Here is a 20,551-nt window from a genome sequence, read left to right on the forward strand (position 1 = left end):
GTAGGAGTCTGGGCCGTATCTCAGTCCCAGTGTGGCCGGACACCCTCTCAGGCCGGCTACCCGTCGTCGCCTTGGTAGGCCATCACCCCACCAACAAGCTGATAGGCCGCGGGCCCATCCCACACCGCAAAAGCTTTCCACCCCAAGGCATGCGCCTCGGGGTCCTATTCGGTATTAGACCCAGTTTCCCAGGCTTATCCCAAAGTGCAGGGCAGATTACCCACGTGTTACTCACCCGTTCGCCACTCGAGTATCTCCGAAGAGACCTTTCCGTTCGACTTGCATGTGTTAAGCACGCCGCCAGCGTTCGTCCTGAGCCAGGATCAAACTCTCCAAACAAAAACCCCTCGATAAACGAGGTGAATTCAAATCAGAGATACCTGACAAGACGCCAATATCTGGCATCAAAAAGCGACCATACCCACACACGGGGGGTGCAAGATATGGTCAAAAAAACAACAACAAACAAAAACACCAAACACACTATTGAGTTCTCAAACAACACTCTTGCTTGTTTCGCCCGCTTTGGGGCAACCCTGCCAGCTTAATACAGATCCGGCAGCGGAGTCAAGCCCCGGTTTCGGCCATCTTCACGTGGTGACCGCGCCTGCTGGGCATTACCTTCGCGCTACTCTACCCGCTCGATCTCGGCTCCCAAAATCCCAAGGTTCTCAACGAATAACGGATAGCCGCGGTCGATGTGGAAGACGTCGTGGACCTCGGTGTCGCCGTCGGCGACCAGGCCCGCCAGCACCAGACCGGCGCCGGCGCGGATGTCCGAACACCACACCGGGGCACTCGAGAGCTGCGGCAGACCCCGCACGACGGCGTGGTGCCCGTCGGTGCGGGCGTCGGCGCCGAGCCGGATCATCTCCTCGACGAACCGGAAGCGCGCCTCGAACACGTTCTCCGTGATCATTGATGTGCCGTCGGCGATCGACGCCAGCGCGATCGCCATCGGCTGCAGATCGGTCGGAAACCCGGGGAACGGCAACGTCGCGACATTGGCGGCCTTCGGGCGCTCGTACTGGGTCACCCGGAAGCTGCTGTCCGTTTGGGTGACCGTGGCCCCGGCGTCGTGCAGCTTGTGCAGCACCACCTGGAGGTGAGCCGGATCGACGCCGGTCACCGAGATGTCCCCGCGAGTCATCGCCGCCGCGATGCCCCAGGTGGCGGCGACGATGCGGTCCCCGATCACGCGGTGCTCGGTCGGGTGCATCCGCGGGACTCCGGTGATGGTCATGGTCGGCGAACCCGCGCCTTCGACCCGTGCGCCCATCTGGTTCAGCATCGTGCACAGATCGACGACGTCGGGTTCCCGCGCGGCATTGTGAATCGTCGTGACACCTTCGGCCAGGACCGCGGCCATCAGGATGTTCTCGGTCGCTCCCACCGAGGGGAACTCCAACTGAATCTCCGCCCCGCGCAACGTGTCTGCCGAGGCGACCACGCAGCCGTGCTCGATGTTGCATTGGGCGCCCAGCTGCCGCAGGCCCGCCTGATGCATGTCGAGTGGACGCGATCCGATCGCGTCACCACCCGGGAGCGCGACCCTGGCCCGCTTGCAGCGACCGACCAGCGGCCCCAGCACGCAGACCGAGGCCCGGAACTGTCGAACCGCCGCGAAGTCGGCGTCGTACTTCGGCTCGTCGGGCGAGGTGATCCGGGCAACGTCGCCGTCGAGTTCGACGGTGGCGCCCAGGCCACGCAACACCTCCGCCATCAGCGGCACATCGAGGATGTCCGGGCAGTTGGTGATCGTGCTGGTGCCTTCGGCCAACAGCGTCGCGGCCATCAGCTTGAGCACGCTGTTCTTGGCGCCCCCCACAGCGACTTCGCCTGACAACCGATTGCCGCCGGTCACAACGAATCGCTCAGCCACCCGCGTCAGTCTAGTGAAGCGCTATCGGCTTGTCAGTCAGCCGAGGCGGTCAGCCGAGTACGGTTTTCTCATGGCAATACACCTGACCCGCATTTATACGCGAACCGGCGACGACGGAACCACGGGATTGAGCGACTTCTCGCGGGTCTCCAAGAACGACCCCCGCCTGGTGGCGTACGCGGATTGCGACGAGGCCAACTCCGCCATCGGCGTCGCGATCGCGCTCGGTCAGCCCGACCAGGAGATCGCGGGTGTGCTGCGGCAGATCCAGAACGACCTGTTCGACGCCGGCGCGGATCTGTCGACTCCTGTGGTGGAACACCCCGAATATCCTCCGCTGCGTGTCACCCAGCCCTACATCGACCGGCTCGAAGGATGGTGTGACAAATACAACGAGCCTTTGCCGCCGCTGAATTCCTTTGTGCTGCCCGGTGGTTCGCCGTTGTCCGCGCTGTTGCACGTCGCCCGCACGGTAGTACGCCGGGCTGAACGTTCGGCGTGGGCCGCGGTCGATGCTCAGCCGGAAGGGGTCAGCTTACTGCCGGCGAAATATCTGAACCGACTGTCAGACCTGCTTTTCATCCTGGCGCGGGCGGCCAACCCCGGCGGCGATGTGCTCTGGAAACCCGGCGGCGGTCAGCCAAAGGCGCAGTGATGCCAGGTTTTCGCGGTTTCTCGCTTTCGAAAGCAGGATTGCCTTGAAACACAATCGGTCTATCCCGCCGGTGACCGTGATTCCCGTGCTGGTCTATCCCGACGTGCGAGCGGCGGTCGACTGGCTCACGACGGCCTTCGGATTTGCCGAGCGAACCCGGATCGGCGAGAGCCACCGGGCACAGATGAGCATCGGCGCCGATGGCGCGATAATCGTGGCGGACGTGGCAGGTGAGCGGCACCCGCCGCAGTCCGGCATCGTTACGCACGAGATCAAGGTGCGGGTAGCCGACGTTGCCGCCCAGTTCGAACGTGCCCGGGCGGCTGGGGCGACTGTGCTGGAGGCGCCCATCGACCGTGTCTACGGCGAACGCGAGTGCACCGTCGCGGATCTCGCCGGTCACCGCTGGCAGTTCACCGAAACATTGCGTGACGTCCGCCCTGAAGAATACGGATGCCAAACCGTCACCGACTGGCAGACCCATTCGGCCAGTTAGCTTTTCAGGCTAGACGCTGCGACGGCGCGCGCGGGGTGAGGGACGGGATTCCAGCCAGGACAAGAACGCGGTCGATGCGCCCTTGTCGAGCGCGATCTCGTAACCGGACCGGCGGTCCTGGGTCGTGTCGCGCAACTCCAGCACGACGATCGCATCGGTCATGATGTCGAACTCGTCGCCGCGTGGCGCACGCCTGGCCACGATCTCCACACCTCGCCGGCTGAGCCGACGATCCGGCCACAGGCGCAGACTGGACAGCCGGTAGAAAGCGGCCTCTTCGCCGCGGTAGCGGATCACGCCGTGCCGCCAGCCGTGACCTCCGACCGCGGGGATATCCCGCATGATCCCCGCTGTTCCGCCCTGGCGGAGTTTCCACAGCCGATAACTCAAGGCGAGGACGGCCGCCCCTAACACGAGGACGAGCACGACCATGCCGACCATGGGCGCGCTCATCGGCGGCTAGTCGATCGCGCCGACGGCGCGCAGTCTGGCGCGTCCCCTGGCGGCGATGTGGGGATCGTCGGACTCGGAATCCTCCTTGGCGGCGGCCTCGTCGATCTCCGACGCGAACTCGGCGGATTCGGCCAGAATGCTGACTCTCTCCTCGGTTACCGACAGGAAGCCCCCGTCGACCGCGATCCGCAGATCGTCTTCGCCGTCCCGTTCGACGCGCACCATGGCGTCGTCGACCAACTGGGCCACCAGCGGGATGTGGCGGGGCAGGATGCCGATCTCGCCGACGGTGGTGCGGGTGAACACGAACGTGGCCTCACCAGACCAGATCTTCCGGTCGACCGCGACTATCTCGACATTCAATTCGGCCATGCCACACCACCTTTCGACTCGACCGGAAGTTACAGTTTGGCGCCGAGGCTCTCGGCCTTCTTGGCCAGGTCGTCGAGGCCACCGATCAGGAAGAAGGCCTGCTCGGGTACGTGGTCGAACTCACCCTTGGTCAGGCGGTCGAACGCCTCGATGGTCTCCTTCAGCGGGACCGTCGAACCCGGCTGCCCGGTGAACTGTTCGGCCGCCATCATGTTCTGCGAGAGGAACCGCTCAATGCGCCGGGCCCGGTTGACCAATTGCTTGTCCTCTTCCGACAGCTCGTCGATGCCGAGGATGGCGATGATGTCCTGAAGGTCCTTGTACCGCTGCAGGATTCGGATGACCTCCTGCGCCACCCGGTAATGCTCCTCACCGACCACGCCGGGGTCGAGGATGGTCGAGCTCGACGCCAGCGGGTCGACCGCGGGGAAGATGCCCTTGGAGAACACCGAACGGGACAGCTCGGTGGTGGCGTCCAGGTGCGCGAACGTCGTCGCCGGCGCCGGGTCGGTGTAGTCGTCGGCCGGCACATAGACCGCCTGCATCGACGTAATCGACCGTCCACGCGTTGACGTGATGCGCTCCTGTAGCTGACCCATTTCGTCGGCCAGCGTGGGCTGGTAGCCCACCGCCGACGGCATCCGACCGAGCAGCGTCGACACCTCCGATCCGGCCTGGGTGAACCGGAAGATGTTGTCGATGAACAGCAACACGTCCTGGCCGGCTTCGTCACGGAACCACTCCGCCATCGTCAGCGCGGACAGCCCCACCCGCATGCGGGTGCCTGGGGGCTCATCCATCTGACCGAACACCAGCGCGGTGTCCTTGAGCACGTTGGCTTCTTGAAGCTCGACCCACAGGTCGTTGCCCTCGCGGGTGCGCTCCCCCACACCGGCGAACACCGAAGTACCACCGAAGTTACGGGCAATACGGTTGATCATCTCCTGGATGAGCACCGTCTTGCCCACCCCGGCACCGCCGAACAGGGCGATCTTGCCGCCACGTACGTACGGGGTCAGCAGGTCGACGACCTTCAGGCCGGTCTCGAGCATCTCGGTACGGGGTTCGAGCTCCTCGAAGGCCGGCGGGTTGCGGTGAATCGACCAGCGCTCGAATTCTTCTCCGTACCCCGGCTTGTCCAGGCAGTAGCCCAGCGCGTTGAAGACGTGGCCCTTGACACCCTCACCAACCGGCACGGAGATCGGGCCGCCCGTGTCGATCACCTCAACCCCGCGCACCAGACCATCGGTGGGCTGCATTGAGATCGTGCGCACCAAGTTGTCGCCGAGATGGTTCGCCACCTCCAACGTGAGGGTTTTCGCGAGCTCCTCGAACGTGACCTCGGCGTGCAGCGCGTTGAACAGCTCCGGCACCGAACCCCGCGGGAACTCGACGTCGACGACGGGCCCGGTGATCCGTACCACGCGGCCACTGGTGTCGGTGTCCGTCGGCTTTCCGGTCTTTTCGGCAGTAGCACTCATATCTTTTCGCTTCCTCGTGGGGCTACGTGGCGGCATCGGCGAGCGCGTTTGCGCCACCGACGATTTCGCTGATTTCCTGGGTGATCTGGGCCTGCCGCTCGCGGTTGGCCTCCAACGTCAGAGCCTTGATGAGGTCGTCGGCGTTGTCGGTGGCCGACTTCATCGCCCGCTGGCGCGACGCCAGCTCGGATGCAGCGGATTCGAGCATCGCCGCATACACGCGGGTGGTCAGGTACCGCGGTAGCAGCGCCCCGAAAAGCGTTGTCGCATCAGGCTCGAACGAGTACAGGGTGTGCAGTTTGGGTTCTTCCTCGATGTATTCCACCACCATCGGGGCAATCCGGTGAGCCACCGCCGACTGGGACAACATCGTCTTGAACTCCGTGTAGATGATGTGCAGCTCGTCGACGCCCTCGGTGTCGGACCGACTTTCGCCCTCATCACCGGTGCCGAGCATAAACGCGCCGACCAGGGTCGAAGCGATCTCCGCGGCGTTCTCGTACTTCGGTTGCTCGGAGAAGCCCGTCCAGGATTCGGTGATGTCCCAGTTGCGGAACTTGTAGTAATTCAGCGCTTTACGGCCGACGGCGTACAACACCGGTGTCTTGCCTTCTTCCCGCAGCAAGGAAAACAGCTCCTCGGCGCGGCGGAAGACGCTCGCGTTGTATGCACCGCACAGGCCGCGGTCGGACGACACCACCAGCACGCCAGCGCGCTTCGGTTCCGGTCGCTCGACGAGCAGCGGATGATCGAGGGCGGCTTCGGCGGCCAGCGTGGTGAGCATCGTGGTGATCTCGAAGGCATACGGCCTGGCGGACCGGAGGCGAGCCTGTGCCCTGCCGATGCGCGATGTCGCGATCAACTCCTGGGCCTTGGTGATCTTCTTGATCGACCCAGCCGAGCGGATCCGCCCGCGCAATTCGCGAAGTGTGGCAGCCATCGGTTGCTACTTCTTTTCCTTCTTCTCCACCACGGGCTTCTTGACCTTCACCGATTCCTTTGCCAGGTTCTCCTCGGCCAGCGCCCCGACGTGCTCGTCGGGCACCACCGACACGCCGCCCGAGCCCGCGAAGCCCTTCTTGAATTTCTTGATGACCTCGGTGAGCGCATCGGCGGTTTCGTCGTCGAGCTTCTGGGTGTCCCGGATGATGGCCAGGATCTTCTCTTCGGAGGCCCGGATGTGGTCCAGCAGTTCGGTTTCGAACCGCCTGACGTCCTCGACCGGCACCGAGTCGAGGTGACCGCCGGTGCCCAGGAAAATCGAGACCACCTGCTCCTCAACAGGCATCGGGCGGGATTGCGGTTGCTTGAGCAGCTCGACCAGCCGGGCACCCCGCTCCAGCTGCGCCTTGGACGTAGCGTCCAAGTCGGAAGCAAACGCGGCGAACGCTTCCAGTTCGCGGTACTGCGACAGATCGAGACGGAGACTTCCTGCCACCTCTTTCATTGCTTTGATCTGCGCGGCGCCGCCGACCCGGGACACCGAGACACCGACGTTGATGGCCGGCCGGACACCCTGGTTGAACAGGTCGGTCTCCAGGAAGCACTGCCCGTCGGTGATCGAGATGACGTTGGTGGGAATGTAGGCTGAGATGTCGTTGGCCTTGGTCTCGATGATCGGCAGGCCGGTCAGCGAGCCGCCACCGAGGTCGTCGGATAGCTTGGCGCAGCGCTCCAGCAACCGCGAATGCAGGTAGAACACGTCACCCGGGTAGGCTTCGCGGCCCGGCGGACGGCGCAGCAGCAGCGAGATGGCACGGTATGCCTCGGCCTGCTTGGTCAGGTCGTCGAAGATGATCAGTACGTGCTTGCCGTCGTACATCCAGTGCTGTGCGATCGCCGAACCGGTATACGGCGCAAGCCATTTGAAGCCCGCCGAGTCCGACGCCGGCGCCGCGACAATGGTGGTGTAGTCCATCGCGCCGCCCTCCTCCAGAACGCGGCGCACGCTGGCGATGGTGGTGCCCTTCTGCCCGATGGCCACGTACACGCAGCGCACCTGCTTCTGCTCGTCGCCGCTCTCCCAGTTCTTGCGCTGGTTGAGGATGGTGTCGACGCAGACCGCCGTCTTGCCGGTCTTGCGGTCGCCGATGATCAGCTGGCGCTGGCCGCGGCCGATCGGGGTCATCGCGTCGATGGCTTTGATCCCGGTCTGTAGGGGCTCTTTCACCCCTTGGCGCTCCACCACCGACGGCGCCTGGATCTCCAGTGCGCGCCGCGTGTCGGTCTCGATGTCTCCGCGCCCGTCGATCGGCCGGCCCAGCGGGTTGACCACCCGGCCCAGGAACGCATCCCCGACGGGGACCGACAGGACGTCCCCGGTGCGCTTGACCTGCTGGCCCTGTTCGATGGTCTCGAAATCACCCAGGATCACCGTGCCGACGCTGTGCTCGTCGAGGTTGAGCGCGACGCCCAGGACCCCACCGGGGAACTCGAGCAGTTCCTGGGTCATGACGGACGGCAGACCCTCGACGTGCGCGATGCCGTCGCCGGCGTCGACGACGGTACCGACTTCCTCACGGGAGGTGTCGGAGGTAAAGGAGCTTACGTACTCCTCGATGGCGCTCTGAACGTCGCCAGCGGAGATTGTCAACTCGACCATGGCTTTTCGTCTTCCTACTTGATCTTCGTTCGCGTGGGTCTCTGGTGGGGTCGGTGATGACTAGTCGGTGTTCAGTCGGGCAACTGGGCCTCGGCCGCGGCCAGACGAGACGAGAGCGTCCCGTCGATCACCTCGTCGGCCACAGCGATCAACAGCCCACCCAGCCGTTCGGCGTCGATTTGCAGCTGCACCGTCACCGGATTACCGTAGATGCGACTGAGAACTTCGGTGAGACGCTTGCGCTGGGCAGCGCTGAGCTCGGCGGCCGCACTGACCTCCGCGACAACTTCGCCACGCCGCGCCACCGCAATTTCGGCCAAGAACTTCATGGCCTCCTCGGCTGGCTCGCCCCTCAACAGCTCCACGGTCTGCGTCAGCAGTGCCGTGGCGATCGGGTTGACCGGGCCGCTCGCGCTCTCAAGCACGTTGCGCAGCAACCCAACCCGTCCCTCGGCCGGAACGGCGTAGTCGCCCAACAGGATGGCAAGTCGTGGCTGCGCGTCGACAACACGGGAAAACCGGAACAATTGGTCTTCGACCTCATCGACCCGATCCTCGCGTTCGGCGACTTCCAGCAAGGCTTGCCGCGACATGTGTTCGATCGCGTCGATCAGGTCGGTGTTGGCCGACCAGCGCTCCGAAACGGCTGCCCGCAGAACGTCGAGCGTGGCGTCGCCGACCTTGCCGGATACCAGCCGCTCGATCAACCGGACCCGGGGCGCCGCGTCCTCGGCGGGCATTGTGAGATACCGGGTGACCACGATTTCCCGGTCCAGCGTCTCGGCCACCGCGACCAGCTCGCTGGAAAGGGTGGAAAGGGCTTTGTTGTCAAGGTTCTCGGCTATGGTGCGGAACCGATCCGACAGGTTGCCCAGTGCGTGCCGGCTGGCCGCGCGCATCTTGGTCAGCAACGGGTATTCGACCTCGGTGGATTCTGGCGCCATGGCCTCGAGATCGTCCAAGAACCGATCGACGGTGGCCGACTGCTGCGCCGCGTCGGCAACGTAGTTGCGCACCAATTCCCCCGCCTGGCGCACAGATTCGTGACCGAGCTCCAGGCGAAGCTGACGGCTCAGCTGTGTCCGCAGCAACTCGACCTGGCGCGCACCCTGTACCTTGATGCGCTCCGCCTCGGCTTCGGCCTGGGCCTGAAATTGCTCGGTGACGCGTCCCGCGTCGGTCTGAGCCTCTTCGACGACTCGTTTCGCCTCCGACTTCGCGGTTTCCACGGCCTTGCTGTGGGCTGTGGTCGACTCGGTCAGCCGCTCGGCGGCCGAGGCCGCGTCGGTCAACTGCTGGCGCACCGCGTCCTGGCGGGCGTCCATCAACTTGCGCACTGGCGGCACTACGTACCGCACCACCAGCCATACGATGACCGCGAAGCCGAGCAGCTGTCCGACAAAGGTGGACGGATTCCCCATTGTCGCTTACCTCGCCGCGGGTGAGACGTTGACGTCGACGCCGAGGATTCGACTGGCCAGGGTCGCCGACATGGTCCCGACGTTGTCGCGCAGATCCAGCTCCACGGCGTCCCTCTCCCGCTTCAATTGCTCCGAGGCCGCCTGCAACGTCGACATCACCTCTTGCTCGGCACGGGCGCGCGCGTCCTCGACGACCTTACGACCCTCCGCCCGGGCGTTGTCCCGGAAGGAAGACGCCCGCACGCGGGCTTCCGTCATGGCCTTTTCGTAATCGGCTTCGGCGGCCTCGACCTGCTCGGACGCCTTCTTGTTGTCGGCGGCGGTCTTGGCGATCATGGCGTCGCGTTCGCGCAGCACCTTCAGGACCGGCGGCACGACGAACGTGCCGATGACGCCGAGCACGATGAGGAAGATGGCCAGCACAAAGAAGAACGTGCCGTTGGGAACGAGGAAGTTGCTGGTCTTGCCTCCCTCTGCTGCCTGGCCTGCGGCCAGCACAATAGGGCTCACTTCAGGCATCAGAACCCATCACAGCCGAACTACGTGACGGGAGTGGCGAAGACGAACAACGCCATGAACGCCAGGTTGATGAAGTAGGCCGCCTCAACCAGACCGACGGTGATGAAGAACGGCGTGAACAACCGGCCCTGCGCCTCGGGTTGCCGGGCGATACCCGAAACCAGCGCGTTACCCGCGATACCATCACCGATACCGGCGCCGATCGCACCGCCGCCCATGATCAGCCCACCGCCGATGAGAGCACCGGCGGCGATAGTGGGGTCCATTCATTTCCTCCTTTATTCAGCTTTATCTGCTGGCTTATCTGGTAGCGGTCTACCAGGCTCCTGTAATGGTCCGTGGGCCGGGACAATTCGTCGCGGTTCTAGTCATGATGCTCGTCCAACTCCATGGCTTGGCTGAAGTACAAGATGGTCAGAATCGAGAAGATGAAGGCCTGGATCGCCCCGACGAACAAGTCGAACGATTTCCAGATCGCGTTGGGCAACCACATGATGTATGGGGGGAAGAGCGCGATCAGCGCGACCAGGATGCCGCCGGCGAAGATATTGCCGAAGAGTCGGAGCGACAACGAGATCGGCTTGGCCAGTTCTTCGACCAGGTTGATCGGCGCCAGGAACGCCACGTGCCCCTTGAGCACCTTGATCGGGTGCCCGATGATGCCACGGCGCCAGATCCCGGCCACGTTGTAGCAGACGAACACGAAAAGAGCCAGCGCCAGCACGTAATTAATGTCCGCCGCCGCCGGTTTGAGCAACTCGGTGGTGTGACCGGATTTATCGGTGTATTGCAGCGGGAGCACCGACAGCCAGTTGGAGATCAGGATGAACACGAAGATCGTGACGGCCAGTGGCAGCACGAAGGGCGCGATCCGCATACCGATGGCGCTCTCGATCTGGTTGCGCATCTGTATGGTGATGGCCTCCCAGAACAATTGGACTCCGCTGGGTACGTCGCTCGACGTGACCTTGGCGCGCAGGAAGAAGGCCAGCGCGATCACGATCACCGCCGCGATCGCGGTCGACAGCACCGTGTCGGTGTTGACGGTCATTCCGAGCCACGTCGCGGTGTTGTGCTCGCCGACCTCGATTTGGGAACCGGCCAGGATCGTCTCAGTCACCGCCGGTGCTCCTTTCCTCCGACCCTTCCGGGCCGGACAGTGCCCCCGGCTCCGCAGCCGCCGTGCGCAGCTTCTTCCAGACCGGCAGCGCGGTCGCCGCGACCAGTAGCAGCTGGAAGAGCGCCAGCCCGAACACAACGCCCAATCCCTGAGGCCGGAAAACGTAGGCGATGGCCAGACCGATGACGGTGATGATCGCCAGCCGCGTTGCCGAGTTAAGAGCCATCGAGCTTTTCAGCGGATGCTCTTTCGCGGTGATCGATGCAACCGAACGCTGCACCAGAACGGCATTGAGCAAACCCAGCAGCAACCCGACACCGAAGAACACCCCGACCATGAGGTGACCGGACAATCCGGCGGCGAGCATTGCCACGGCGGTGATACCAACGCTGATCACCAAAAGCAGAACCGGGCGGAAAGCAACAGAGGGAAACACCAACGGCGCGTCCTGCGCTGGTGTCGTCACTGCAGCACCTCAATCCCAGGTAAGCGGAACGGAAACCCCCCGACCGACCGATCGGTGGCCCGCCGAGCGTATCGCAGTCGTCGCGCTGGAATCACCCAAGGGGTAGCTCCCTATGTCGGTCGCGAATCGGCGCGATCGGACAAGCGCCCGGCTGGCCGGCAACCCGCGAGGTCTGTTTTCGGGGTTCTACCTGCACCGTACCACATGGTAGACACGACTACTACTTCGTGTCGTAGCGCTCGTCTTCGTAGTCGTCGCGGCGGCGCAGCAGCGGGATCGCCGTCGCCACGCCGGCGATCACAATTGCGCCGAGCATTACCGCCCCCGTATCACGGGGGTTGAAAAAAATCGTGCTCGCGGTGCCGAACGCGACAATGCCGACCCACAGATAGATCAGCAGCACCACCCGGCGATGCGAATGACCGATTTGCAGCAACCGGTGGTGCAAGTGCATCTTGTCCGGGCTGAATGCGCTGCGGCCGGCACGGGTGCGGCGCACGATCGCCAGCAGGAGGTCGAGCATCGGCACGAACATGACAGCGACCACCAGCAGGAACGGCGACAGCAAAGCAAACACATCGCGTGCGCCGTAGGCGTTCTGCGAGACGGGGCCGGCAGCGGTCGTGGAGGCGGCGGCGAGCATCAAGCCGATCAGCATCGAGCCGGAATCGCCCATGAAGATCTTGGCCCGGTGAAAGTTGTGCGGCAAGAAGCCCAAACAGGCCCCCGCCAGTACCACCGAAATCACCGCGGGCGGATAGAACAGCACATCACCCTCGTGATCGCGCAGCAGGCCAACGGAGAACATGCAGATCGCCATCGCGGTGATGAGTCCCAGCCCGGCCGCCAGCCCGTCGAGCCCGTCGACGAAGTTCATCGCGTTGACGATCGACACGGTCAGCGCCAGGGTGAGCAGGATCGACGAGGCTTGGTCCAGCACTATGGTGCCGACACCGCCGATAGGGATGTACAGAACGCTCCAGGCAACGCCCATGGTGACCAGCACGCTGGCCGCCGTGATCTGGCCGGCGAACTTCGTCAGAGCGTCCAGGCCCCAACGGTCGTCGATCAGGCCGATTCCCATGATCACCGCACCGGCCACCAGGACCGCGGGCATGCCGTTGGAATAGACGAATCCTCGGGTGAGCGCCGGAAGCTGAGAAGCCAGGAAGACGGCCGCGACAACGCCGAGAAACATCGCCAGCCCGCCCATCCGTGGGGTTGGCGTCACGTGCACGTCGCGTTCCCGCGGGTAGGCGACCGCGCCAAGTCGGGTGGCCAGCACCCGCACCGGTCCGGTCGCGAAGTAGGTGATGATCGCTGCGGTCAGTCCCACCAACGCGAGCTCGCGCAGGGGGACACCGGCACCGCGGTCAGACAGAGCGAACAAACCACCGGCAAGGATGATTACGTCGCTGGACACCACGAGACCGTACTGCACCAACCTGAGACCCGATTACGCGCTGGCCGGCTAGGCGATCAGATTTCCCGGGTCCAGCCCGAGCACTTCCGCGATCCGCTCAACGCTCACCGGACCCGCGCGCAAGATGCGCGGGGTGGCTCCGGTCAGGTCGACGATCGTGGAGGCGGCCTGCTGCTGCGACGGACCCGCGTCCAGATAGACGTCGACGAGATCGCCGAGTTGGCTGCGCGCCTCTTCGGCGTCCACCGCCGGCCGGCGGCCGGAGACGTTGGCACTGGACACCGCCACGGGCCCCACCTCACGCAACAACTCAATGGCAACGAGGTGCAACGGCATCCGCAGCATCACGGTGCCACGGGCGTCGCCGAGATCCCACTGCAACGACGGCGCCTGCGACACCACCAGGCTTAGGGCGCCCGGCCAGAATGCGCGGATCAGATCCCGCGCCCCATCAGGCATCGTGTAGACGAGGCCCTCGATGGTGTGCCAGGAGCCCACCAGCACGCCCACCGGCATGTCTCGACCCCGTCCCTTTGCCGAGAGCAGCGCGGCCACCGCGGCGCTGTCGAAGGCGTCGGCGCCGATGCCGTACACGGTGTCCGTCGGCATGACAACCAGCCGGCCGCCCTTGAGCGCCCCTACCGCCGAGGCGATTCCGCGCGAACGCTGGTCGGGATCAGCACAGTCGAACACGGTCATCGGTGCTCTCTCCTGCAAGCCGTCACGAACCTGGGCCGGCCGGCCAGATCATGGCGCGCCCGAACCTCTTCGAAAAGCCCTGTGGTTTCGACCAATTCGACGGCCTGCGCCGATGTGGTGTCATCATGCTCGACGGCCAACAGACCGCCCGGGCGCAGCCAGCGCCCGGCGAGGCGCACAACGGCGGCGATCACAGCCATCCCGTCCGCGCCGCCGAACACCGCGTGAGGCGGATCATGCTGGGCCACTTCGGGTTCAAGAACGATATCGTCGGGAACGTAAGGCGGGTTGGCGACGACCAGGTCGACCAGTCCGTCAAGTCCGGCTAGCAGGCCAGGCCTGGAGGCCAGCTCGGTGACGTCGGCGTGCACGAGTTCGACGGCGGTACCCTCGGCGTTGCGCCGCGCGTACTCGAGGGCCGCATCGGAGTCGTCGATGCCGATGACCCTTGCCGCGGGCCGGTGTTGGGCCAGCGCCACCGCCAAAGCGCCGGAGCCGGTGCACAAATCGACGATCACGGGCCGCGCCGGGAGCCGCTGCGCGGTGGCCCATGCCAAGATGGCCTCGGTTTCCGGGCGCGGTATGAACACCCCGGGGCCGACGCGCAGCAGCACCGGCCCAAACGCCGCCGTCCCGGTGAGATGCTGCAACGGAACTCGCCGCGAGCGCGCGGCCACGATGGCACGGTAACGTCCGAAGAATTCGTCGCCGGGCGACTCGAGCAAGGCAAGTCGACCGCGTTCGGTGCCGACCAGATGAGCGGCCAACTCTTCGGCATCGTAACGCGCAGAATCGATCCCCGCCTTGGCGAGCTGCGCCGCAGCGGAGTCGATCGCGCGCCGCAGCGGGGTCATGCCTGTTGCAGCCGGGACTGCTTGTCAGCGGCGCTCAGCGCGTCGAACATCGCGTCCAGGTCACCGTCGAGCACCTGATCGAGGTTGTGTGCCTTGTAACCGATTCGGTGGTCGGTGATCCGGTTTTCCGGGTAGTTGTAGGTGCGGATCCGTTCGCTGCGGTCCACGGTGCGGATCTGGCTGGCCCGGTCGGCCGACGCGTCGGCCAGCGCCTGTTCCTCGGCCATTGCCTGCAGGCGGGCCACCAGCACCTGCAACGCACGGGCCTTGTTCTGCAGCTGTGAGCGTTCGTTTTGACAGGTGACGACGATCCCGGTGGGCAGATGCGTGATCCGCACCGCGGAGTCGGTGGTATTAACACCTTGGCCGCCCTTCCCCGAAGACCGGTATACGTCGATGCGCAGATCCGATTCGTCGATCTGCACCTCGCCCACTTCCTCGGGTTCGGGATAAACCAGCACGCCCGCCGCTGAAGTGTGCACGCGGCCTTGGGATTCCGTCACCGGGACCCGCTGCACCCGGTGCACCCCGCCCTCGAACTTCATCCGCGACCACACCCCGTCGGCCGCGTCGCCATCACCGGCGCCCTTATTGGCAATTGCGAGCGTCGCGTCCTTGTAACCGCCCAGATCCGAGGTGGTTTCGTCCAGCACCGTCACCGTCCAGCCATGCCGCTCGGCGTAGCGGATGTACATCCTGGCCAGGTCAGCGGCGAACAAGGCCGACTCTTCGCCGCCCTCACCGGATTTGACTTCGAGCACGATGTCGTCGGCGTCATGTGGATCGCGCGGTGCCAGCATGTCGGTGAGTTGGGTGTCCAATTCGGCGACCTGTGATTCCAGTTCGGCCACCTCATCGGCGAACGACTCGTCGTCGACGGCCAGCTCGCGCGCGGTCTCTAGATCATCGCGCGCGGCCACCAGCTTGCGGTAAGTGCCGACGATCGGGGCCAATCGCGCGAATCGGCGCCCGGCTTTGCGCGCCTCGTCGGGCTTGCTGTGCAATTCGGGATCCGCCAGCTGATGCTCGAGCTCGGCGTGCTCGGCAAGCAGCACATCAATCGTCTGTACCGGCTGCGTCATGTCACACCTCCTCACCCGTTTTTGCAAGCCCGTTTTGCGAGCTTTTTACCGCAAACGCGAACCGACGCCCGGTCTGTGCGGGTTTGCGCACAGTTCGGGCGTCGGTGACCGAGCTATTTTTCAGTGTTCTCCGAGGCAGCCCCGGCCTTGCGCTTGCCGTAGCGCTTTTCGAAGCGGGCCACCCGACCGCCGCTGTCGAGGATCTTTTGCTTGCCGGTGTAGAACGGATGGCACTGCGAGCAAACCTCGACCACGATGCGACCTCCCGGCTTGGTGCTGCGGGTCTGGAAGGTGTTACCGCACCCGCAGACCACCGTGGTCTCCTCGTAGGCGGGATGAATGTCAGCTTTCATGATGTCCTCTTCGATCGTTGCGGCCCGGGCCCGCCGTATGCGATCCGGCGGTCGGGCATGAACTCCTGCGAACCTGAACCGGTTCTGGGTTATCGACCGTCGATTATGCCAGGTCAACCTACGTCATCCCAAAACACCGTGATGCGCCCGCGCATTCCCGGGGCAAGCTCGCGCCGAAACTGCAACCACGCACACCTGCGTCGGCGTGTCGTGTGCGCGGTTGCAGTGTCGAGGTACCCCGGCACTAGCGGTAAATTCTGCTGCGCCCGATGCGCGCCCAGAACACACCGCTGCCGGGTGCCGCGCCGCGCGCGGTCAGCTCCCGCTTGAGAATCTTGTTGGTCGCCGTGGTCGGCAGCCGATCGGTGAGCCAGACATAACGGGGCCAGGCCTTGGGTGACAGGTCGGGCTGACCGGCCAGGAACTGCCCGAACTCCCCTGGCGTCAGATCGGCGTTGTCGCTCAACACGATCGCCGCCATCACCTGATCGCCGGCGTGATCGTCGGGAACCGCATACACCGCGACGTGGCTGACCGGTGTCAACCTCTGCAGAATTCGCTCAATTGGCGCCGTGGTCATGTTCTCCCCGTCCACCCGCAACCACTCACCGCTGCGTCCGGCGAAGTAGATCCACCCGTCGGCGTCCCGGTAGGCCAGGTCACCGGACCAGTACATGCCGTGCCGAAGGCGCGCGTCGGTGGCCTGCGGGTCGTTGTAGTACCCGGCAAAAAGCCCCGCGCCGGTGGTGTTGACCAGCTCCCCTATCGCCTCTTCGGCGTTGGTCAGGGCGCCATCCTCGCCGAAGACCGCCGCGGGGCACTCGGCCAGCGTGTCCGGGTTGTAGATGGCTACGCCGGGAAAGCCCCGGCCGAGCGATCCGGGCGGGCAGCCGTCTTCTCGGGTGATGATGATGGCGCCCTCGGTCGACCCGAAGCCGTCCCACACCGTGCAGTCGAAACGGCGACTGAACTCGGCGATATCGCGATCGCTCGCCTCGTTGCCGAACGCGACCCGAAGCGGGTTGTCGTGGTCATCGGGTTGCTCCGGCGTGGCCAGGACGTAGGCGAGGGGCTTGCCGACGTAGTTCATGAAAGTCGCCCCGCACCGGCGCAGGTCGGAGAGAAAAGCGGAAGCCGAGAACGTCGCGGGGACCATGGCCGCGCCGGCGCCCACCGCCACGCTCCAGCCGGCCAGCAGCGCGTTGGAGTGAAACAGCGGCATCGACATGTAGCAGACGTCGGAGGAATCGATCTCGAACCGCGCGATCAGCGCGAGGCCGGCAAACAGCACCGTCAGATGGGTGACCTGCACCGCCTTGGGTTCGCCGCTGGTTCCGGAGGTGAAGATCATCATGACGGTGTCGGTGGGCACGACCTCGCGATATGGGGTCAGCGTTCCGGCATCGCCCAGAAGCGCCGACCACGACTCACTGGACACGTCGAACACCCGGACACCGGGCAGGTCCAGACCGCCCAGCAACTCTTTGTGCGCCGGATCGGTGAGCAGGATCTGGCAGTCGGCATGCAGGATGTCCCTGGCCAGCAAAGCACCGCGACGGGTGTCGTTGATACCGCACAGCACGTATCCGCCGAGCGCCGCCGATGCCATGGCCGTGAGCATCTCGGGGGTATTGCCCAGCAACGTGCCGACGTGCATTGGGCGGTCCGGATCGGCGACGCGAATCAGGGCTGCAGCGGTCGCGGCGGCATCGGCCAGATGCTCACGCCAGGTCCAGACCCGCTCGCCAAACTTCAGCGCCGGCGTGTCCTGGCCCAGCCGTTCGCGAAGCAGTTGCTGCAGCGTCTCCGCCACGGCCGGTGAGTTGACTAGTCGTTATCCATCGACCCAGGCGTCGTCTTGGACACCTGAACCAGGAATTCGTAGTTGTTCTTCGTCTTGCGCAGCTGCGACATCAGCAGGTCGATGGCCTGGTGGGAATCCAGACCCGACAGCACGCGGCGCAGCTTGTGCACGATGGCGAACTCGTCGGGTGACAGCAGCAGCTCGTCTTTGCGCGTACCAGAGGGGTTCACGTCGACCGCGGGGAAGACCCGGCGTTCGGAGATCTTGCGGTCCAGCTTGAGCTCGGCGTTGCCGGTGCCCTTGAACTCCTCGAAGATGACCGTGTCACCGGTGGAGCCGGTCTCGACCATCGCCGTGGCGATGATGGTCAGCGAACCGCCTTCCTCGATGTTGCGTGCGGCGCCCAGGAAGCGCTTGGGCGGGTACAGCGCGGTGGAGTCGACACCACCGGACAGGATCCGGCCCGACGCGGGCGACGCGTTGTTGTAGGCGCGCCCCAGGCGGGTGATCGAGTCCAGCAACACCACGACGTCCTTGCCCTGCTCCACGAGCCGCTTGGCGCGCTCGATGGCCAGCTCGGCCACGGAGGTGTGGTCGGACGGCGGCCGGTCGAACGTCGAGGCGATGACCTCGCCCTTGACCGAGCGCGTCATGTCGGTGACCTCCTCGGGCCGCTCGTCGACGAGCACGACCATGAGGTGGCATTCGGGGTTGTTTTTGGTGATCGCGTTGGCGATGTCCTGCAGGATCGTCGTCTTGCCCGCCTTGGGCGGCGACACGATCAGCGCGCGCTGGCCCTTGCCGATCGGCATGATCAGGTCGATGACCCGCGTGGTCAGCCGCTCCGGGGTGGTTTCCAGACGAAGCCGCTGGTTGGGGTACAACGGCGTCAGTTTGCTGAAGTCGGGCCGCTTCTTGGCGTCCTCGACCGAGCCGCCGTTGACGGTGTCCAGGCGTACCAGCGGGTTGAACTTCTGCCGCTGGTTGGGCTGTTCGCCGTCCCGGGGCACCCGAACCGCCCCGGTCACCGCGTCACCGCGGCGCAGGCCGTTCTTGCGCACCATGTTCATCGACACGTAGACGTCGTGCGGACCGGCGAGGTAGCCGGAGGTGCGGACGAACGCGTAATTGTCGAGGACGTCAAGGATGCCGGCGACCGGCTGGACGACGTCGTCCTCACGCAGTTCGGTGTCGGCGCCTTCACCGGATCGTTCGCCGCGGCGCCTGCGGTCGCGGAACCGGCGTCCCCGCCGGCCCTGACGCCCCTCGCCATCGTCATCCTGCTGGTTCGAGCCACGCGACTGCTGTCCGCCCGAGCCCTGCTGATCAACGTTTTGGTCGCTTCCGGCGTCTTGCCCGCGCTCTTCGGACTTGGTGTTCCGTTGGCCCCCTTGGCGGTTGTTGGCCTCGCCACCGTTTCGGGTGCCTGTGCCGTCGCGATCCGCTTCGTCAGTCGTGCGGCCGGCCGCTCCCGCTTCGCGGGAGGCACCACGTCGTTCCCGGCGCGGGCCCTCGGTTGATGAACCGTTCTGTTCGCCTGGAGCCACCGGTGCCTCGGCCGGTGCTTCGGCCGTGGGTGTGTCGGATTTGCCGCTGTCCTCCGGGGTACCGGACGCCGAAGCGCCGTTGGCTTGTCCCCTGATTTCCTGTAACGCGGCGATTAGTTCGTTCTTGCGCATACCAGACGTCCCCTTGACGCCGGCTTGGCTGGCCAGCGCGCGCAGCTCGGGCAGCACCATGGTGGACAGGGAGCCGGCCGAGGGATTGCTTTTGCCGTCCGGTGTGTCTGTGGTCACGGCATTCGACAGCTGATCGCCGTCGGTACTTTCGTCAGCCGTGAACAGGTCCGTATCAGTCACGGATTTCCTTTCTTCCCTCGCTGATCACGTCATGCGAGGGGTCGTTGCATTCAGCCAATTTGCCGAGTGCACCCAATCTTCGACTCTGCAACGGTGATCGCCTGTATCGGCGTAGAGAACGGCGAACCTCGTCCACGAGAAGAATTGGTGGTTGTCCTAGCGGCAATGCAGTATGGATGCAGATGCAGATGCTGCGATTGCTGGACGGCTCCGAGGATAGCCCGCATCTTTGTTGGAAGCAAGCAAACCCTCCGGCCACGCTGTGGATTAACCCCGGACTGTGACTTCCGGGCTCCAGCGAACTCCTTCGCCGGAGGTCATCTCAGTGACAATGAATCCGTTTGCGGCCCCGTACTCCACCGCTTCCGGGGGCAAACCTGCCGCTGTGCTCAGCGCAATCAGCGAAGGACCCGCCCCCGATAGCGTCGCTGCCAGCTTATGACGCCGCAAGAGCCGCAAATATTCCGCCGAAGCGGGCATCGCAGCGGCGCGTTGCGGTTGATGGAGCAGGTCTTCGGTGGCCGGCATCAGCAGATCCGGCCGTTCGGTCAGCGCCACCACCAGCAACGCGGCACGGCTGACGTTGAACCTGGCGTCGACGTGGCTGACCTGGGCCGGCAGTAGCACCCGGGTCTCCGCGGTCAACGAGCGCTCCTCGGGGATCGCGCAAAACAGCCGGATATCGGGATGAAGCCGCAGCGGCACCGCCAAGTAGTCGGGCCGATCACCGGTGCGGTCGGTCCACGAAACCACCGCACCGCCCAACACCGCGGCCGCGGCGTTGTCGGGGTGTCCCTCGAACTCCGACGACAGCTGGATCAGCTGAGCTACGCTTAGCGGTGTCGAATCCGTCTGTGCGACAAGACCGTTCACCGCCGCCGAACCCCCGACCACGGCCGCCGCAGAGGAGCCGAGACCGCGGGAATGCGGGATGGCGTTGCGGCAGCGCACCACCAAGCCTGCGGCACCGACCCCCACCGCCTGCAGCCCGCGTCGGACAGCGCGCACCA

21 protein-coding genes and 1 rRNA gene are annotated in these 20,551 nt (G+C 65.0%); 2 read left to right on the plus strand and 20 right to left on the minus strand.

Annotated features, from left to right (window positions below; all coding sequences use genetic code 11):
- Together ACLP4W_RS20695 and murA are read right to left on the minus strand one after the other, a co-directional pair.
- Positions 1–339: ribosomal RNA gene (locus ACLP4W_RS20695) — 16S ribosomal RNA — on the minus strand; the annotation flags it as partial.
- A 289-nt stretch (positions 340–628) separates the two neighbouring features.
- Complete coding sequence (gene murA, locus ACLP4W_RS20700; RefSeq protein ID WP_442389141.1) at positions 629–1,882, minus strand: UDP-N-acetylglucosamine 1-carboxyvinyltransferase; 1,254 nt, start codon at positions 1,880–1,882, stop codon at positions 629–631.
- Positions 1,883–1,952: 70 nt separating this feature from the next.
- On the opposite strand from murA, the gene ACLP4W_RS20705 reads away from it, so the two are divergent.
- Both ACLP4W_RS20705 and ACLP4W_RS20710 read left to right on the plus strand, forming a co-directional pair.
- Positions 1,953–2,537 carry a cob(I)yrinic acid a,c-diamide adenosyltransferase gene (locus ACLP4W_RS20705; RefSeq protein ID WP_442389142.1) on the plus strand — a complete coding sequence of 195 codons (585 nt, stop codon included), beginning with the start codon at positions 1,953–1,955 and terminating at the stop codon, positions 2,535–2,537.
- Positions 2,538–2,607: 70 nt separating this feature from the next.
- Positions 2,608–3,033, plus strand: a complete 426-nt coding sequence (locus ACLP4W_RS20710) for a VOC family protein (RefSeq protein ID WP_442389144.1) — start codon at positions 2,608–2,610, stop codon at positions 3,031–3,033.
- Positions 3,034–3,042: 9 nt separating this feature from the next.
- On the opposite strand, the gene ACLP4W_RS20715 is transcribed toward ACLP4W_RS20710, so the two are convergent.
- The 18 genes from ACLP4W_RS20715 to ACLP4W_RS20800 form a co-directional block, all read right to left on the minus strand.
- Positions 3,043–3,486 (minus strand): DUF2550 domain-containing protein, encoded by a 444-nt coding sequence (locus ACLP4W_RS20715; RefSeq protein ID WP_442389146.1) that lies wholly within the window; start codon positions 3,484–3,486, stop codon positions 3,043–3,045.
- A 6-nt stretch (positions 3,487–3,492) separates the two neighbouring features.
- Complete coding sequence (locus ACLP4W_RS20720) at positions 3,493–3,858, minus strand: F0F1 ATP synthase subunit epsilon (protein ID WP_442389148.1); 366 nt, start codon at positions 3,856–3,858, stop codon at positions 3,493–3,495.
- A 29-nt stretch (positions 3,859–3,887) separates the two neighbouring features.
- Entirely contained in the window at positions 3,888–5,339 is a 1,452-nt protein-coding gene (gene atpD / locus ACLP4W_RS20725; RefSeq protein ID WP_442389150.1) for a F0F1 ATP synthase subunit beta, read from the minus strand.
- Between the two features lie 22 nt (positions 5,340–5,361).
- The gene (locus tag ACLP4W_RS20730; protein WP_442389151.1) at positions 5,362–6,279 is read right to left on the minus strand and encodes a F0F1 ATP synthase subunit gamma; all 918 of its coding nucleotides are present in this window, start codon (positions 6,277–6,279) and stop codon (positions 5,362–5,364) included.
- A gap of 6 nt (positions 6,280–6,285) precedes the next feature.
- Positions 6,286–7,941 (minus strand): F0F1 ATP synthase subunit alpha, encoded by a 1,656-nt coding sequence (atpA, locus tag ACLP4W_RS20735; RefSeq protein WP_442389153.1) that lies wholly within the window; start codon positions 7,939–7,941, stop codon positions 6,286–6,288.
- A 71-nt stretch (positions 7,942–8,012) separates the two neighbouring features.
- Positions 8,013–9,362, minus strand: coding sequence for a F0F1 ATP synthase subunit B/delta (locus ACLP4W_RS20740; RefSeq protein WP_442389155.1), 1,350 nt, complete (start codon positions 9,360–9,362; stop codon positions 8,013–8,015).
- A gap of 6 nt (positions 9,363–9,368) precedes the next feature.
- Positions 9,369–9,881 (minus strand): F0F1 ATP synthase subunit B, encoded by a 513-nt coding sequence (locus tag ACLP4W_RS20745; RefSeq protein ID WP_442389157.1) that lies wholly within the window; start codon positions 9,879–9,881, stop codon positions 9,369–9,371.
- Positions 9,882–9,901: 20 nt separating this feature from the next.
- Positions 9,902–10,147, minus strand: coding sequence for a F0F1 ATP synthase subunit C (locus ACLP4W_RS20750; protein ID WP_071509226.1), 246 nt, complete (start codon positions 10,145–10,147; stop codon positions 9,902–9,904).
- A gap of 98 nt (positions 10,148–10,245) precedes the next feature.
- Positions 10,246–11,001, minus strand: a complete 756-nt coding sequence (gene atpB / locus ACLP4W_RS20755) for a F0F1 ATP synthase subunit A (RefSeq protein ID WP_442389159.1) — start codon at positions 10,999–11,001, stop codon at positions 10,246–10,248.
- A complete protein-coding gene (locus ACLP4W_RS20760; protein WP_442389161.1) occupies positions 10,994–11,467 on the minus strand; it encodes an ATP synthase subunit I in 474 nt (157 codons plus the stop codon). The genes atpB and ACLP4W_RS20760 overlap by 8 nt, the downstream gene beginning before the upstream one ends.
- A 220-nt stretch (positions 11,468–11,687) precedes the next feature.
- Positions 11,688–12,908 carry a glycosyltransferase family 4 protein gene (locus tag ACLP4W_RS20765; RefSeq protein ID WP_442389163.1) on the minus strand — a complete coding sequence of 407 codons (1,221 nt, stop codon included), beginning with the start codon at positions 12,906–12,908 and terminating at the stop codon, positions 11,688–11,690.
- A gap of 30 nt (positions 12,909–12,938) precedes the next feature.
- The gene (locus ACLP4W_RS20770) at positions 12,939–13,589 is read right to left on the minus strand and encodes an L-threonylcarbamoyladenylate synthase (protein WP_442389165.1); all 651 of its coding nucleotides are present in this window, start codon (positions 13,587–13,589) and stop codon (positions 12,939–12,941) included.
- Complete coding sequence (gene prmC / locus ACLP4W_RS20775; protein ID WP_442389167.1) at positions 13,586–14,443, minus strand: peptide chain release factor N(5)-glutamine methyltransferase; 858 nt, start codon at positions 14,441–14,443, stop codon at positions 13,586–13,588. Before prmC ends, ACLP4W_RS20770 begins: the two co-directional genes overlap by 4 nt.
- Positions 14,440–15,525: a peptide chain release factor 1 gene (gene prfA, locus ACLP4W_RS20780; RefSeq protein ID WP_442389169.1), complete on the minus strand. Its 1,086-nt coding sequence runs from the start codon at positions 15,523–15,525 to the stop codon at positions 14,440–14,442. The genes prmC and prfA overlap by 4 nt, the downstream gene beginning before the upstream one ends.
- Positions 15,526–15,638: 113 nt before the next feature.
- Entirely contained in the window at positions 15,639–15,878 is a 240-nt protein-coding gene (gene rpmE, locus ACLP4W_RS20785) for a 50S ribosomal protein L31 (protein WP_442389171.1), read from the minus strand.
- A gap of 244 nt (positions 15,879–16,122) precedes the next feature.
- Positions 16,123–17,691 carry a fatty-acid--CoA ligase FadD1 gene (gene fadD1 / locus ACLP4W_RS20790; RefSeq protein ID WP_442389173.1) on the minus strand — a complete coding sequence of 523 codons (1,569 nt, stop codon included), beginning with the start codon at positions 17,689–17,691 and terminating at the stop codon, positions 16,123–16,125.
- Between the two features lie 14 nt (positions 17,692–17,705).
- Complete coding sequence (gene rho / locus ACLP4W_RS20795) at positions 17,706–19,541, minus strand: transcription termination factor Rho (protein ID WP_442389175.1); 1,836 nt, start codon at positions 19,539–19,541, stop codon at positions 17,706–17,708.
- A 267-nt stretch (positions 19,542–19,808) separates the two neighbouring features.
- On the minus strand, positions 19,809–20,551 hold a 743-nt coding region (locus ACLP4W_RS20800; RefSeq protein WP_442389177.1), incomplete at its 5' end, for a GHMP family kinase ATP-binding protein.

The organism is Mycobacterium sp. (genome assembly GCF_052145595.1).
In the GTDB taxonomy this organism is placed as follows: domain Bacteria; phylum Actinomycetota; class Actinomycetes; order Mycobacteriales; family Mycobacteriaceae; genus Mycobacterium.

Excerpts from the sequence above, each read along its gene's own strand:
- ACLP4W_RS20705 (WP_442389142.1), top strand. The coding sequence starts at position 1,953 with ATGGCAATACACCTGACCCGCATTTATACGCGAACCGGCGACGACGGA.
- atpA (WP_442389153.1), bottom strand. The coding sequence starts at position 7,941 with ATGGTCGAGTTGACAATCTCCGCTGGCGACGTTCAGAGCGCCATCGAG.
- ACLP4W_RS20750 (WP_071509226.1), bottom strand. The coding sequence starts at position 10,147 with ATGGACCCCACTATCGCCGCCGGTGCTCTCATCGGCGGTGGGCTGATC.
- ACLP4W_RS20715 (WP_442389146.1), bottom strand. The coding sequence starts at position 3,486 with ATGAGCGCGCCCATGGTCGGCATGGTCGTGCTCGTCCTCGTGTTAGGG.
- ACLP4W_RS20770 (WP_442389165.1), bottom strand. The coding sequence starts at position 13,589 with ATGACCGTGTTCGACTGTGCTGATCCCGACCAGCGTTCGCGCGGAATC.
- ACLP4W_RS20745 (WP_442389157.1), bottom strand. The coding sequence starts at position 9,881 with ATGCCTGAAGTGAGCCCTATTGTGCTGGCCGCAGGCCAGGCAGCAGAG.
- ACLP4W_RS20720 (WP_442389148.1), bottom strand. The coding sequence starts at position 3,858 with ATGGCCGAATTGAATGTCGAGATAGTCGCGGTCGACCGGAAGATCTGG.
- ACLP4W_RS20730 (WP_442389151.1), bottom strand. The coding sequence starts at position 6,279 with ATGGCTGCCACACTTCGCGAATTGCGCGGGCGGATCCGCTCGGCTGGG.
- atpD (WP_442389150.1), bottom strand. The coding sequence starts at position 5,339 with ATGAGTGCTACTGCCGAAAAGACCGGAAAGCCGACGGACACCGACACC.
- prfA (WP_442389169.1), bottom strand. The coding sequence starts at position 15,525 with ATGACGCAGCCGGTACAGACGATTGATGTGCTGCTTGCCGAGCACGCC.
- rpmE (WP_442389171.1), bottom strand. The coding sequence starts at position 15,878 with ATGAAAGCTGACATTCATCCCGCCTACGAGGAGACCACGGTGGTCTGC.
- prmC (WP_442389167.1), bottom strand. The coding sequence starts at position 14,443 with ATGACCCCGCTGCGGCGCGCGATCGACTCCGCTGCGGCGCAGCTCGCC.
- ACLP4W_RS20740 (WP_442389155.1), bottom strand. The coding sequence starts at position 9,362 with ATGGGGAATCCGTCCACCTTTGTCGGACAGCTGCTCGGCTTCGCGGTC.